This is a genomic window from Flagellimonas oceani (assembly GCF_011068285.1).
GTDB lineage: Bacteria > Bacteroidota > Bacteroidia > Flavobacteriales > Flavobacteriaceae > Flagellimonas > Flagellimonas oceani.
This window is the reverse complement of record NZ_CP049616.1, coordinates 34,064-49,248: the sequence shown is the minus strand read 5'-3', so window position 1 is coordinate 49,248 and position 15,185 is coordinate 34,064. Positions and strand designations below refer to the sequence as shown.

The window sequence follows — 15,185 nt, the reverse complement described above, 5'->3', positions numbered from 1 at the left end:
TCCTGATTTTGCCATTAGATGTAGCTTTTCATCAGAATTGATTCCAGAGAGTATTCTATACCGGCCCAAAAAAACGTAGCCCCACTCCGGCAGATCTTTTTAACTCAAACGGATTATAATCATTAAAATTGTTGTCCAATGATAAAGTGTGTCTGCCAACCACTGGGCCCGGCATTTGGCCTAACGTTATCTGCATCAAAACCATATCCAAAGTCAATCCCCAAAAGACCGAACGCCGGCATAAAGATCCTTAAACCTGCACCTGCCGATCTTTTCAGCTCAAAAGGGTTAAGGTCCTGAAAGTTATTGAACGCGTTACCTGCTTCCAAAAATGTTTGTACGTAAATGGACGCTGATGGTTTTAAGGTCAAAGGATATCGAAGCTCCATGGAATACTTGTTGTAGATGACCCCACCTTCTTGCTGTGCTCTCTGTCGAATCGGGTTATATACTGAAAAGGCCAACGAGCTGTTCTCGTAACCTCTGAGCTGCACCACATCCCTTCCGTCCAAACTAAAGTTCCCTAGACCATCGCCTCCAACATAAAAACGTTCAAAAGGCACATCCCCAATGTCATTATTATAAGAACCCAAGAAACCAAATTCGGCATTGGTACGCAATACCAGTTTATCCACAATATTGGTATACCAATCCCCTTTAAACTTCACCTTATAGAACTCCAACCACCTAAAACGTTCCTTTTCTATCTCCCGTATTTCATTGGCTTCCTGAGTGGTCAATGCTCTTTCCAGAGAGATATCCGTCAACTCCTTTCTACGGTCTCTTAACGATTTGAAATCTTTGTTGCCAAAGAGCGAATATGGCGGTGTAAATTTTGCCGTAAGCTCAAAGTTGGACCCCGTCATGGGGAAAATTCTACTGGGACCTTGGGAGCTTCTGGAAATACCAAAAGTGTATGTCAATGAATTTGAACTACCGTTACCAAAGTTAAATAGCCCCAAATCGTAATCATCGAACTTATAGTATTGATAACCCAAAGAGTGTGAAATGGTAAAGTAATCATCGGGCCATTGTACCCTTTTTGCCAAACCTGCGGTTATACCTGTAATGGAAAAACCACGATCTTTCTGTACATCCAATCTACCATTTTGATCGAACCCTGTAGCAAACTGTTGTGTTCTGGAAAGCGACATATTAAACCTTACCGGTTTTTTACCGCCCAACCATGGTTCGGAAAAGTTCAAACTGTACACTCGGAAGGTCCTACTGGCCTGCAAACGCAAAGCAAAGGTTTGACCATCTCCCATGGGTACTGGCCTATACGCTTCCTTATTGAAAATGTTCTTTAAAGAGAAGTTACTGAAAGAGAGTCCCAAAGTACCTATAAAACCTCCACCACCAAAACCGCCTTGCAGCTCAATCTGGCTGGAGCCCGATTCCACCAAGCTATAGTTCACATCCACGGTACCTGCGTTGGGGTCTGGATTTTGAATGTCAGGCACAATCTGCTCTGCATCAAAAAATCCTAGCTGGCCCAATTCCCGTATCGTCCTTACGATGTTGGACTTACTATATTTTTGCCCTGGCCTTGTTCTGATTTCCCTGTAAATTACATGGTCATTGGTCTTATCGTTTCCTGAAACCGTTACGTGATCCAAGAAAGTTTCTTTGCCCTCAATGATCCGTATTTCAAAATCGATGGTGTCGTTTACGGCGGAGACCTCGACCGGGTTTATACTGGAGAACAGATAACCGTTGTTTTGATAAAGGTTTGTCAAATCGGCCGCATCCGGGTCGGAATCGTCGGCTATACGCTCCTTAAGGAGTACACCATTGTAGGTATCCCCTTTTTTGATTCCGAGCACTTGGCTCAACATTCTATCCGTGTAAACTGAGTTACCAACAAAATCAATATCGCCAAAATAATATTTATCGCCCTCCTCCACTTTAATGGTAAGCTCTATATTTTTCTCGTCCAATTTTACAAAAGTGTCCGAAAGCACCCGGGCATCCCTATATCCCCTTTCGGCATAGGTATCTATCAAATTATCCAGATCTTCCTCAAAATCGGCTTCAATGTATTTGGATTTCTTCCAAAAACGATAAAACTTTTTCTTTTTGGTATTTTTCAGTGATTTTTTAAGTCTCTTGTCGGATAACTTTTCATTGCCCACAAAGTTGATATCCTTAATTTTTACCTTATCGCCTTTATTTACGTTGATGACCATGTTCTGAACGTTGGTCCCCGTAGTATCCGCAGTGGTGGCAATGTTCACCTTGGCATTCAGGAACCCTTGCTTTTTGTACTTGTTCTGAAGATAGTTCTTGGTGTTGGCAATTAAGCTTTCGGTGATTTTCTTTCCCTTTTTAAGATCGGTATCGTCAATAATATCCTCTACTTTACGCTTTTTGACACCGTAAACGGTCACATTGTTCAAGGTCGGGCGTTCGGTGATACTGAGTTCCAAAAATATTTTGTCGTCCTCGATATTGGTGTAGAACATTTCCACATTGCTGAACAGGTCGAGGTTCCAGAGCTTTTTGATCACTGCGCTTATTTCATCCCCTGGCACCTTGATGGGCTGTCCCACCCGTAGCCCCGTATAGCTTTTTACGGTTTGTTCGTTGTAACTCTGTAAGCCTGTTACGGTCAACCCTCCCAATATGTACTGCTTGCCTTCTTCAAAATTGGTCTCTTGGGCAATACCTTGGGTTGAAAATAAAAATAATGGGATAATAAGGGTTGAAAGTATGATGTTTTTGATACCCTTAGTTAAGTTGTTCGCTCGTTTTTCCAAATCGTCGTTCTCTGTTTTGATAACTTAATATGGCCTCTACCAAATGGTTCTCTCTAAAGTCGGGCCAAAATACATCAATAAAATATAATTCGGCGTATGCTATCTGCCAAAGTAAAAAATTACTTATCCTACATTCGCCACTGGTGCGGATAAGTAGGTCTACATCAGGCAAAAAGTGCGCGTAAAGATGTGTATTTATAACTGTTTCGTCAATATTTTCGGGGGAAATTATGTTATTTTTAACTTTGGTCGCAATCTCCTGAACGGCCGTTTTTATCTCTTCCCGCGAGCCATAGCTGAGTGCCAGCGTTAGTGTCATCCCCGAATTATTTTCGGTTTTGGACATCACTTCGTTAAGTTCTTTGTGGACTTTTTTGGGCAGTGTATCGATTTTTCCAATGGCCTTCAACCTAATATTATGTTTGTTCAAGGTCTTCAACTCCCTTTTTAGGGCATTCACCAAGAGCTTCATCAAAGTATCTATCTCGGTTTTGGGCCGGTTCCAGTTTTCGGTGGAAAAGGCATAAAGGGTCAAAAAGGGAATCTGGAGCTTTGCGCAGTTCTCCACGGTTTGGTTCACGGATTCCACCCCGTTCTCGTGGCCGAACATACGGAGCTTTCCACGCTGTTTGGCCCACCTGCCGTTGCCATCCATAATAATGGCCACGTGCTGCGGGAGTTTTTCCTTATCTACGTCTTCTAGTGTGTGCATTTTATTGAAAACAATCCTGACAAGGCTTACGTCCAAAGGTATAGGTCAATGTTATACCTGAAAAAACGTACCAGTCATCGCTCAATATGTTCCCGAATCGGAATTGCTCAAAATTGGAACCTTCTGGGTTACTTGCGTCCAAATTGTCCGTGAAAGTATATCTGGCCCCAATTTCGGCACCAAGAATCAAGAATTGATTTAAACGATACTTAGCCCCAACCGTCATTGGAATTGCAAAACTACCTTCTTTTTGGTTAATATCCTGCATCTGAAGGGCATCAATATAATTAAAATCGTATCTAAAGTAGGTTACACCGGTATACAAGTAAGGCGTGAAGGCGGGTCCGAGCTTATGAAGGTTGTATTCAACAAAGTTGATTTCGAGTCCGGCGGAGAACTCCAAAATGGAATTATCCACCACATAACCCCTTTGTTGCCTGGATTGCATGTGGGATTTGTTGTCATCGGCCGTAACTTCACCGTAGAGCACACTGGCCCTCCAGGCGTAGCGTTTTCCCGCATTCCATTTGAATATGCCGCCAAAGGCGGGACCAGAGGGCAATATGTAATTGGTCCTCCCCACATCGCCTATCATATTGGCACCACCGGCAAATACTCCTATCTCGTACGTCTGTGCGCTCATCTTCATCACACAGCATAGAAAAACAGCCAAAACTATCCGCATACTATCCAAAAAGTTACAAGAATTAAGAGTAAAGGAAGGTCTATAGACAAATGTTTAAAATTGCTTTCCCTTGTAAAACAGTTTTTCGCTCCTTTTATTGTTTTTGATGGTATCAATTCCGTCTATCTTCCCCCCAAAGCAATTTGTTGCGCAATGTTTTCAGAAAACTTTCGGATTTGTACTCTATCATTTTGATGGTGAAGCCCGCTTTTTTGATACGGATTTCCTTACCGTTGGAAATGTCGGCAATACGGGAGTCCAAAGAGACCAAATGCGTCTCTTCCCTTCCCGAAACCTTCAATCTGATCTGCGTGGTATCGGAAATTACGAGCGGACGGGCATTGAGGTTGTGAGGCGCAATGGGCGTGAGCACCAGCGATTTTGCGGACGGAGCTATGACCGGGCCACCGCAGCTCAAGGAATAGCCCGTGGAGCCCGTAGGGGTGGAAACAATAAGCCCATCGGACCAGTAGGAGGTCAAATACTCATCATCCAACCAAGTTTCCACGGTGATCATGGAAGTGGTATCCTTTCGGCTGACGGTAATCTCGTTCAGGGCAAAATTGAGCCCGTTGAACTCGTCCAGTTCCGAATTCAGCTCCACTTCCACCAAGCTGCGCTCCTCAACGGTAAAGTGCCCTGCTTCGAACTCGGTAACGAGCTTGCGGACATTTTCTTTTTTAAAGGTGGACAAAAATCCCAATCGGCCTGTATTGACCCCCACGATGGGAATTCCGTAGTCCTTTATATAGGTAACGGCGCGCAACATGGTGCCGTCGCCACCAAAGCTCACGAACATATCAAAAGAGGAATCCAATCCTTTGGACTGGTTAAAGGTTCCCTTAACCTGTTCCTTGGTAATGGTGGCCACAAGTTTATTGAAGTTTTCCTCCACATAAACCGCTGCGTCCAACTTCTTCAGTTCATCCAAAAGCTCCTCTACGCAAAGCTGGTCTTCTTTTTGGAAAGACAGACCATAAATGGCTACCTTCATACTAAACGTTAAGATATTTTTCCAGATAGTCGGAACGCTGCCTTAAATCTTCCAAGAACTGGTCGTCGCTATTACCGTAAACAATGGTATAGTTGTATCTCCTAAAAGTCTGCGCAACTTCGTTCAAACTTTGCGTGCCCACTTTTATGGTGATCTGGACAATATCGTTTTGCAAATCGGTGATAAAGGCCCCCAACAAACGGGCATTGTTGCCCTCCACGATCTGGGCAATCTCACTAAACGAATAGTCTTTTATTCCAATGGAGACCACCAATATGGCACCCGGCTCCCTAAAAAAAGGCGTATCGATAAACACATCCACCACATCTTCCAAATCGTAATACCCAAAGATCAAACGGTCTTCGTCCAGCACGGGCAATACATTGGCCTCATTTCTGGAGAACATTTCGAGCACATCCAACCATGCGGTTTCCTTGGTCACAAAAAAATCCTCCATTTCAAACCTGAAATCATCAACCTTTTTATCAGGCTCAAAACAGGCCAGGTCGTTTTCGGAAAGCAACCCTAAATAATTACCGTTTTCGGTCACACCAACATGGGAATAGGTGGTCTCCTCAAAAAACTTGATAACGTCCTTTAAAGTTTCCGAAACCTCAAAAATGGGAATCGTATTGATTATTTTGTCTTGGATGTACATAATAAATCTATTAGGTGCAAAATACTAATTTAAAATGGCAAAAGGCATGCCGAATTCTTATTTTTGACAATCTAAAAACAGAACCACATGACAAAGTTGAGTGTCAATATAAATAAACTGGCAACTTTACGAAATTCAAGGGGCGGCAACGTACCCAACCTGATAACATCCACCAAGGACATTGAATCTTTTGGCGCGGAGGGCATTACCATCCACCCACGCCCCGATGAAAGGCACATTCGTTACCAAGACGCTCGCGACCTTAAAAAAGTGGTGACCACGGAGTTCAATATTGAAGGTAACCCCGTTCCAAAATTCATAGACCTGGTGCTCGAGGTGAAGCCAACACAGGTTACCTTGGTGCCCGATGCAGAGGACGCCATCACATCAAACGCGGGTTGGGACACCCTTAAGCACAAAAACTTTTTGGTGGATGTGATCAAGACCTTTAAGAAAAACGGCATTCGCACCTCCATATTTGTAGACCCAGATGTGGAAATGGTTAAAGGAGCCGCTGAGACAGGCACGGACCGAATCGAACTATACACGGAAAGTTTTGCCCACGAATTCGCAAAGGGCAACAAAGAGGGTGGCATTGCCCCATTTGTTGAAGCAGCCAAAATGGCACACGAAGCTGGTCTTGGCATCAATGCAGGGCACGACCTTAGCTTGGACAACATCAAATTTTTTAAAGAACATATTCCGCATCTTTTGGAGTTATCCATAGGTCATGCATTGATTTGTGAGTCCATCTACCTGGGCCTCGAAAATGTGGTGAACATGTACTTACATAGATTGAAATAATGGAGATACTACATTCAAAAATATTGGGCGAAGGACAACCTTTTATCATTTTACACGGATTTTTGGGCATGTCGGACAACTGGAAGACCCTCGGCACCCAATATTCCGAAAACGGTTATCAAGTACATTTGATAGATCAGCGAAACCACGGAAAAAGTTTTCATTCCGAAGCGTTCAATTATGATATATTAAGCGATGATGTCATCAACTATATGGATCATCATAACATTGATTCCGCATACGTGATGGGGCACTCCATGGGAGGAAAGACCGCCATGCAACTGGCCACTTCGCATCCGGAAAGAGTGACCAAATTGATAGTCGCCGATATCGCCCCTAAATATTATCCCCCACACCACGATTTTATCTTCGACGGACTTTCCCATTTGGATTTCGATCAAATTTCGGATAGACGGGAGGCGGACGAAGCGCTTTCCAAACATATCAAAGAAAGGGGCATCCGTCAGTTTTTGCTCAAAAATCTGTATTGGGAAGAGAAGGAAAAACTGGGATTTCGTTTCAATTTTGATGTGCTCAAAGAGCGTATGGAGGAAATCGGGGAGAACATATCATCCAATGCCGTTTACGATGGCGCCACCCTATTTTTGCGCGGCGACAGGTCGGAATACATACAGCCCGCCGACGCTCCCGAAATCAAAAGACACTTTCCAAATGCCGAAATAGAAACCATCGACAAAGCAGGACACTGGCTCCACGCAGAGAACCCAAAGCAATTCTACGAGAAGAGTTTTTCGTTTCTGAATTCATAAAATTCACCCCTTTTTATTATGCATGCATAATTTTTTTACCTATTTAATTGTCTGTATGACAAATTTGATATAGATTTGGTTAATTCTGGTTCTTACCATAAGGATTAACATAAACTAACTGTAACAGATAATTTGATATGAAAAAGTTTTATGCCTTTCTCCCATTTCTAGGCTTATTCTTGATTGCATGTGAAGATGATACAACCCCACCCGAAACAACTGGACCCGACCCAGTGGAATATACTTCAGGAACAGCTGATTTCTCAAATTATGTGGCCCTTGGTGGCTCACTAACCTCTGGTTTTTCGGACAATGCATTGTTCAGGGCCGGCCAAGAAGCTTCTTACCCAAATATGTTGGCAGGAAATTTTGCCCTTGTGGGAGGCGGAAGTTTTGAAATCCCTTTTATGGCGGACAATCTAGGAGGCATGACCCTAGGTGGAAACGTGATTGCAGGTAACAGGTTAATCCTGTCCTTTTTGGGCGAAAGTCCAGCTCCCGTCGAAGTTGAAGGTCAAGGAGCCACCGATGTCGCCGACAAATTACCTGGAACTTACAATAACATGGGCATTCCAGGCTCTAAAAGCTATGAAATGTTGGCTCCTGGTTACGGCAGTGTAACAGGTGTTGCTATGGGAACCGCCAATCCTTATTTTGCAAGGTTTTCGTCCTCAGAAACAGCAACGGTAGTTGGAGATGCAGCCGCACAAGCCCCTACGTTCTTTTCATTATGGGCAGGTTCTTTGGATATTTTATTGTACGCCACTGGAGGTGGGACTGGAGTTGACCAAACCGGTAATTTGGACCCCAGCACCTATTCCAGAAATGACATTACCGACCCCAACGTTTTTGCAGGCTCTTTAAATACCGTGCTTGAAACCATGACCGCCAATGGTGCCAAAGGTGTAATCGCAAATTTGCCCAACGTAACGGACATACCCTATTTTACCACAGTGCCCCACAACCCCATTCCTTTGGATGAGGCTACCGCTGCCTTCTTGAACAGCGCAGAAGCTTACGGAGCTTACAATGCCGGTTTGGCACAATTACAACAACTTAGCATAATCACTGAGGATGAATTGGCAAAAAGAACAATTTCATTTGCTCCCGGAGAAGGCAATGCCGTGGTGATCATTGATGAAGATTTGACAGATTTGACCGGATTCAACCCTGCTTTGACCAATATGAGACAAGCTACCGAAGAAGACCTTATGGTCCTAACATCCAGAAGTTTCATCGGCACACTTGCAGACCCCAACAATCCAACCTCCATTAATGGAGTTGCCGTTCCTTTGGCAGACCAATGGGTGCTGACACCTGAAGAACAAACCATTGTGGAAAATGCACTGACTGCCTATAACCAGACCATAGCCGGTTTGGCGACAGCATACGACCTTGCCCTTGTAGATGCGAATGCATTATTGGCCGAACTTAACACAAACGGGTTCCAACAAGCTGATGGTAGCATCGTGGATGCGACCTTTGCCACAGGTGGCGGATTCTCCTTGGACGGGGTCCACCCATCACCGCGAGGTTACGCCATTGTGGCGAACGCCTTTATCGATGCCATCAATGCAAAATACAATTCGAATTTGCCCGGCGTAAACCCACTGGATTACACTGGACTATATATTGACTAGACAAACATTATTTTCTTTATCTTAAAGGCACCGAAATTCGGTGCCTTTTTAATTTATAACAACCTATTTGTCAAACCTATGAAACTTATTTTAAGACTATTATTGAATGCATTGGCCGTAGTAATATTAAGCTATGTGCTGCCAGGGGTAGGCGTCTCCTCCATGTTTACCGCTATCATAGTGGCCGTGGTACTGAGCTTGCTCAACTTTTTGGTAAAACCGATCCTGGTTATCCTTACCCTGCCCATTACCATTTTGACCTTGGGACTTTTCTTATTGGTGATCAATGCGATCATCATTCTTTTGACCGCAAACCTTATAGACGGCTTCCAAGTCGAGAGTTTTTGGTGGGCCATCATTTTTAGCCTATTGCTGTCCTTTTTGCAGGCAATTTTGCACTCCGTTTTAAAAGAAGACCAATAGAAATTCTAATGTTTGAAAGTCAACGGTTTAAAAACTTGGCAGCAAATCAAAAAAGAGTTACTTTTGCATCCCATTTTTAGAAAGCAAATTAGGTAGGAAATGAATATAACCAAAGAGCAGATTGACGATCTTAATGCAGTAGTAAAGGTTGCCATAAGCAAAGAAGACTATCAGGACAAAGTAGAGAAAATCCTTAAAGATTATAGAAAACAGGCCAATATTCCTGGTTTCAGAAAAGGACAAGTTCCCATGGGACTTATCAAAAAACAATATGGCAAGGCCGTTTTGGTGGATGAAGTGAACAAATTGCTTCAGGACAATCTGAACAAATACCTTACGGAAGAAAAATTGGACGTCTTGGGAAATCCACTTCCCAAACAACAGGACAATTTTGATTGGGACAAGGACAATCTTGATTTCGAATTTGAATTGGGATTGGCACCAAGCTTTGATGTAAACTTGAAGACCAAAAAAGCGGTGACCCAATACAAAATCGTTGCCGACAAAAAAATGATCGAGGAGCAAGTGGAACGTATTCAAAAGCAGTACGGGAAATTGATTTCCAAGACCGAAGTAGGCAAAAAAGATGAAATCACTGGTTTCTTTGCCAATGAAGAGGAGGAAATCGACCACAAGACCACTCTTGAAATGGACAAGATCAAGAGCAAGAAAGCAATTGATGCACTTGTCGGAAAAAAAGTGGGCGACTCCGTTACCCTGAACACAAAAGGACTTTTTAAGGAAGATTACCTGTTGTCCAGCGCCTTGGGCATTGCCCGCGACAAAGCTGAGGACCTAAAAATCGATGTGACCTTTACCATTGAGGAAATCAACGAAAGAGAGCCGGCAGCATTGGACCAAGAACTTTTTGATAAATTGTTCGGTGAAGGTAAAGTGACCTCAGAAAAAGAACTGAAGGATAAAATCAAGGAAGATTCCGAAAAGCAGTTCGAGCAGCAGTCCGATCAAAAATTGTTGAACGACATCACCGAAAAATTGATCGATGAGACCAAGTTCGAGCTTCCTGCCGAGTTTTTGAAGAAGTGGATTCAGATCAGCGGTGAAAATCCATTGACCGCAGATGAAGCCAAAGAAGAATTTGAAAAATCCGAACAAGGTCTTCGTTACCAATTGATCGAGGGCAAGATCATCCAAGAAAACGAACTTCAGGTTCAGTTCGACGAATTGAAGGAGTTTGCCAAAGGATTCATCAAATCGCAAATGGCACAATACGGTCATATGGATCCTAAAGAAGAAGAATTGGAAAGCGTTGCCGCAAGGGTAATGAGCAATCAGGACGAGGTAAAAAGATTGTCCGAACAATTAATGAGCCAGAAACTTTTGGACCTTTACAAAGAAAAGGCCAACCTTAAGGTGAAGGAAGTATCTTATGACGACTTCATCAAGGAAGCATACAGCTAAGGCTTCGCTAAAAGAAAATTAAGTATCTTTACGGTGCCGGAAAGCTAATTTTTCGGCACCTTTTTTTATAAGATAAATCGAGTCAAATCCTATGGATTACGGAAAAGAATTCAAAAAATACGCTACCCAACATCATGGTATAAACAGCATGTACTATGATAAGCTCATGAGTACCATGTACCCAATGAACATGACCCCCAACATTATTGAGGAAAGGCAAATGAACGCTGTTGCCATGGATGTTTTCTCCCGATTGATGATGGACAGGATCATTTTTATGGGAACGGGCATCAACGATCAGGTGGCCAATATTGTACAGGCACAATTGCTGTTCTTGGAAAGTGCCGATGCATCCAAGGACATCCAAATATACATTAACTCCCCAGGAGGTAGTGTTTATGCAGGTTTGGGCATTTACGATACCATGCAGTTCATAAAACCTGACGTGGCCACCATTTGTACCGGTATTGCCGCATCCATGGCCGCCGTATTGCTTTGCGCCGGACAAAAGGGCAAGCGAAGTGGATTGCCCCATTCAAGGGTAATGATCCACCAACCGCTCTCCGGAGCCCAAGGTCAGGCCAGTGATATTGAAATCGCCGCGCAAGAAGTGCTCAAAATAAAGAAGGAGCTTTACGAGATCATTTCCAACCATTCCGGTCAATCTTATGACAAAGTTTACGAAGACAGTGACCGTGATTACTGGATGAAAGCACCAGAGGCCAAAGAATACGGCATGATCGATGAAATATTGGTCAGAGAAAAATCATAATTCAAACCAATTGACTAAAAAACAACCACTTAACGCAGAACAATTTCATTTTTTTTACGTTATTGTTGGTTGAAGATTGAATTTATATGGCAAAGGAAAATTTGGAATGTTCTTTTTGTGGTAGAAAAAAACCGGAAACCAATTTATTGATCGCCGGTTTGGATGCGCATATTTGCGACAGATGCATAGAACAGGCCCACAGTATTGTAGCCGAAGAGTCCAAACAGACCAAAAACCAAGATCTATCCTCCGAGTTGGTCCTAAAAAAACCTATGGAGATTCATGAATTCTTGGACACTTTTGTGATTGGACAGGAAAGAACCAAAAAAGTAATGTCCGTAGCGGTATACAATCACTACAAAAGATTGTTGCAGCCCAAGGGCAAGGACGAGGATATCGAAATCCAAAAAAGTAATATTGTAATGGTAGGGCAAACAGGTACGGGAAAAACCCTTATCGCCAAGACCATTGCCAAAATGTTGAACGTGCCTTTGGCCATTGTGGACGCCACAGTGCTAACAGAGGCCGGTTACGTGGGCGAGGACGTGGAAAGTATCCTTACCCGTTTGTTACAAGCCGCCGATTATAACTTGGAAAAAGCGGAGCGCGGCATCGTGTTTATTGATGAAATTGACAAGATCGCCCGTAAAAGTGATAATCCATCCATTACCCGTGATGTATCCGGTGAAGGTGTTCAGCAAGGTTTATTGAAACTTCTTGAGGGAACCACAGTTAATGTACCACCAAAAGGCGGACGTAAACACCCTGATCAAAAATTTATCGAGGTCAACACAGAAAACATCCTCTTTGTGGCCGGTGGTGCTTTTGATGGTATAGAACGTATTATTACCAAACGTTTGAACATGCAAGCGGTAGGTTATAGTGCTTCCAAGGCTGAAGAAAATTTGGACCAAGAAAACATTCTACAGTATATCATCCCAAAAGATTTAAAGGAGTTTGGGCTTATTCCCGAAATTATCGGAAGACTCCCTGTTCTTACGCATATGAATCCTTTGGATGCCAAAACACTGAGAGCTATCCTAACAGAACCCAAGAACGCCATCATAAAACAATACGAGAAGCTGTTCGCTATGGACGACATCGAGTTCTCCATTACCGAACAGGCTTTGGACTATATTGTTGAAAAGGCCGTTGAATACAAACTTGGTGCAAGAGGATTACGCTCCCTGTGCGAAGCGGTATTTACCGATGCGATGTTCACATTGCCCAGCAGTGATGAAACGGAGTTCAAGGTCACCAAGGGGTACGCGGAGAAAAAACTCTCTTACGAAACCGTTAAAAAATTAAAAGCAGTCTCCTAGACTGCTTTTTTTGTGACATTTTCCAAAAGTTCCAAACTTACTTCGGAAATAATTTTTTCGTCGGAATAAAGTGTGTGGCCAAAATTGGGAACTATCCTAAGGTTGGCGCTCACACCTTTGGCCCAGGCAAGACCTGGTTTTTGCTTATCGCATTCCCCAAAGATCAATTGCACGTCCATTGGGGGCGTTTGTTGTTCCGATTCAATGCCAACAGCAGAAATCGCGGTAATCGATTTTGCCGGCAAACCTTTTAATGATGCCTTATAGGCCACTGTTGCGCCTACGCCGAAGGCCAAATAATGCGCCTGCTCCTTTTCTTTTCTAATCAAGTTGGAAACGGCCCTTTCGATTCCATTTTCTTGGAAAAAAGCTTTATCTATGTTTTCTTCAGAAGAAATAGGGACATCTACATTGCCCAATTGTTGACAATCGTGGAAAACAATATCGTAGTATTGTTGTAGGTAGCCAAAATAGGAAGCTATCCAAAGGCCTTTTTTTGCACCCCACTTATCTGAGATTACAACAAGTTTTTCTGCCATGATTTAATGGTTTTGTGTTTGATAAAAGATTCGCTGGGGGAATTTCATTAATAAACGCCGTAAATCCTTTTTTATTTGTTCAAAAGAAACCTTTCCACGACGAATGGGTCAAATCTACGAAAACGTTTTCGTAAAATTTTAGTAAAGTTGAATTTTATCTTTATATGGACCTACTGCATGTTCATACGCAGCAATTCTTCAATACAGCTTCGTTCATTGGATAGCCTAGGGATCTTATGTTGTCCGCCCAATTTGTTCTGGGATTTAAGCCAGTTATGGAACAGGTTTTCCCTAGCTATGTGCACTTTGGGCATCTTTAAGGTAATATTATTATAGCGCTTGGCTTCGTAATCCGAGTTCAGGGCTTTGAGCGCGTTGTCCAGCATTTCCGTAAAATAGGCAATATCTTCAGGGGCCTTCCTGAACTCAATGATCCATTCATGGGCACCTTTCTCCTTATCCGTCATAAAAATAGGTGCCGCGGTATAGTCCATAATCTCCGCTTCGGTCTTTAGACAGACCTGTTTTAATGCCTCTTCTGCGTTTTCAATAATCAATTCTTCTCCAAAAACATTGATGTGGTGCTTGGTACGTCCCGTGATTTTGATTCGATACGGATTTTTGGAGGTAAACCGAATGGTATCTCCAATTTTATAGCGCCACAATCCGGCATTGGTAGTAATGACCATGGCGTAATTTACGCCAAGCTGAACCTCCCATAGCGGAATCGCCTGCTCCCCTTCTCCATTGGCGCCCATTGGTATAAATTCGTAGAAAATACCATAATCCAACATCAACAACAGCTCGTCGGAATTGTTCTGGTCCTGTATACCAAAGAAACCTTCGGAAGCATTATACGTTTCATAAAAGTTGAATTTTTTCCGTGGCAGTAGTTTTTTATACTGGTTCTTGTAGGGTGTGAAGCTCACTCCCCCGTGAAAATACACTTCCAGATTCTCCCAGATTTCGAACAAATGGTTTTTCCCGGTCTTCTCCAACACTTGATTTAATAAAACCAACATCCAAGAAGGAACACCTGCCAAACTGGTCACGTTCTCCCGTATGCTTTCTTCAATAATGGCCTCTAACTTGGATTCCCATTCCGTCATTAATGACACCTTGTTGCTGGGTGTACTGCTATATTCGGCCCAAAGGGGCATGTTATCAATCAATATTGCAGATAGGTCCCCGAAAAAAGTCCCATTGTCCTCATAGAGTTCCTTGCTTCCGCCCAACCTCAAACTTTTTCCGGTAAACAATTGTGAGTTCTCGTTGTTGTTCAGGTATAGGCACAGTAAATCCTTGCTGGATTTATAATGACAATCTTCCAAAGCCTCCGTACTCACCGGGATAAACTTGCTCTTTGCATTGGTGGTACCACTGCTCTTGGCAAACCATTTTATGGATGTTGGCCAAAAAAGATTTTGCTCTCCCCTTCGCGTACGTTCTATCAACGGGGCAACATCCTCATAGGTAACAATGGGCACCCTGTTCCTGAATTCATCATACTTTGGAAGATCTTGGAACCCGTACTGTTTACCGATCATGGTATCCTGGGAAAAATCGACCAGTTGCCGCAATACCTCATCCTGCACATCCAAAGGATACTTTAAAAAAAGCTCTATTTGGTGGTAGCGCTTTCTCAACAACCAAGAAGCAATGGAATTGAATAAAGGTATTGGCAT

14 protein-coding genes are annotated in these 15,185 nt (G+C 43.0%); 7 read left to right on the top strand and 7 right to left on the bottom strand.

The annotated features are described in order from the left end of the window. Window positions 1–122: 122 nt before the first annotated feature. From bamA to GVT53_RS00185, 5 genes are all read right to left on the bottom strand, one after another. Window positions 123–2,759 (bottom strand): outer membrane protein assembly factor BamA, encoded by a 2,637-nt coding sequence (bamA, locus tag GVT53_RS00205; protein WP_166246899.1) that lies wholly within the window; start codon window positions 2,757–2,759, stop codon window positions 123–125. Continuing rightward, a complete protein-coding gene (locus GVT53_RS00200; protein WP_166246898.1) occupies window positions 2,731–3,471 on the bottom strand; it encodes an isoprenyl transferase in 741 nt (246 codons plus the stop codon). The genes bamA and GVT53_RS00200 overlap by 29 nt, the downstream gene beginning before the upstream one ends. A 1-nt stretch (window position 3,472) precedes the next feature. Further along, entirely contained in the window at window positions 3,473–4,156 is a 684-nt protein-coding gene (gene porG, locus GVT53_RS00195) for a type IX secretion system protein PorG (RefSeq protein WP_166246897.1), read from the bottom strand. 112 nt (window positions 4,157–4,268) lie between these two features. Then, on the bottom strand, window positions 4,269–5,150 hold the full coding sequence (locus GVT53_RS00190) for an NAD kinase (RefSeq protein WP_166246896.1): 882 nt from the start codon (window positions 5,148–5,150) through the stop codon (window positions 4,269–4,271). Window position 5,151: 1 nt separating this feature from the next. Beyond that, a complete protein-coding gene (locus GVT53_RS00185) occupies window positions 5,152–5,808 on the bottom strand; it encodes a CBS domain-containing protein (protein WP_166246895.1) in 657 nt (218 codons plus the stop codon). Between the two features lie 87 nt (window positions 5,809–5,895). On the opposite strand from GVT53_RS00185, the gene GVT53_RS00180 reads away from it, so the two are divergent. From GVT53_RS00180 to clpX, 7 genes are all read left to right on the top strand, one after another. Continuing rightward, entirely contained in the window at window positions 5,896–6,612 is a 717-nt protein-coding gene (locus GVT53_RS00180; RefSeq protein WP_166246894.1) for a pyridoxine 5'-phosphate synthase, read from the top strand. Beyond that, on the top strand, window positions 6,612–7,382 hold the full coding sequence (locus GVT53_RS00175) for an alpha/beta fold hydrolase (RefSeq protein WP_166246893.1): 771 nt from the start codon (window positions 6,612–6,614) through the stop codon (window positions 7,380–7,382). The genes GVT53_RS00180 and GVT53_RS00175 overlap by 1 nt, the downstream gene beginning before the upstream one ends. Before the next feature lie 137 nt (window positions 7,383–7,519). Beyond that, window positions 7,520–9,022: an SGNH/GDSL hydrolase family protein gene (locus tag GVT53_RS00170; RefSeq protein WP_166246892.1), complete on the top strand. Its 1,503-nt coding sequence runs from the start codon at window positions 7,520–7,522 to the stop codon at window positions 9,020–9,022. Between the two features lie 78 nt (window positions 9,023–9,100). Further along, window positions 9,101–9,445: a phage holin family protein gene (locus tag GVT53_RS00165; protein WP_166246891.1), complete on the top strand. Its 345-nt coding sequence runs from the start codon at window positions 9,101–9,103 to the stop codon at window positions 9,443–9,445. 99 nt (window positions 9,446–9,544) lie between these two features. After that, window positions 9,545–10,867, top strand: coding sequence for a trigger factor (tig, locus tag GVT53_RS00160; protein ID WP_166246890.1), 1,323 nt, complete (start codon window positions 9,545–9,547; stop codon window positions 10,865–10,867). A gap of 91 nt (window positions 10,868–10,958) precedes the next feature. After that, window positions 10,959–11,639: an ATP-dependent Clp endopeptidase proteolytic subunit ClpP gene (gene clpP, locus GVT53_RS00155; protein ID WP_166246889.1), complete on the top strand. Its 681-nt coding sequence runs from the start codon at window positions 10,959–10,961 to the stop codon at window positions 11,637–11,639. 86 nt (window positions 11,640–11,725) lie between these two features. Beyond that, a complete protein-coding gene (gene clpX, locus GVT53_RS00150) occupies window positions 11,726–12,961 on the top strand; it encodes an ATP-dependent Clp protease ATP-binding subunit ClpX (protein WP_166246888.1) in 1,236 nt (411 codons plus the stop codon). On the opposite strand, the gene GVT53_RS00145 is transcribed toward clpX, so the two are convergent. Together GVT53_RS00145 and GVT53_RS00140 are read right to left on the bottom strand one after the other, a co-directional pair. After that, the gene (locus GVT53_RS00145; protein WP_240905105.1) at window positions 12,958–13,500 is read right to left on the bottom strand and encodes a hypothetical protein; all 543 of its coding nucleotides are present in this window, start codon (window positions 13,498–13,500) and stop codon (window positions 12,958–12,960) included. The two genes, clpX and GVT53_RS00145, sit on opposite strands and share 4 nt — an antisense overlap. 170 nt (window positions 13,501–13,670) lie before the next feature. After that, on the bottom strand, window positions 13,671–15,185 hold the full coding sequence (locus GVT53_RS00140) for a GH3 auxin-responsive promoter family protein (protein ID WP_166246887.1): 1,515 nt from the start codon (window positions 15,183–15,185) through the stop codon (window positions 13,671–13,673).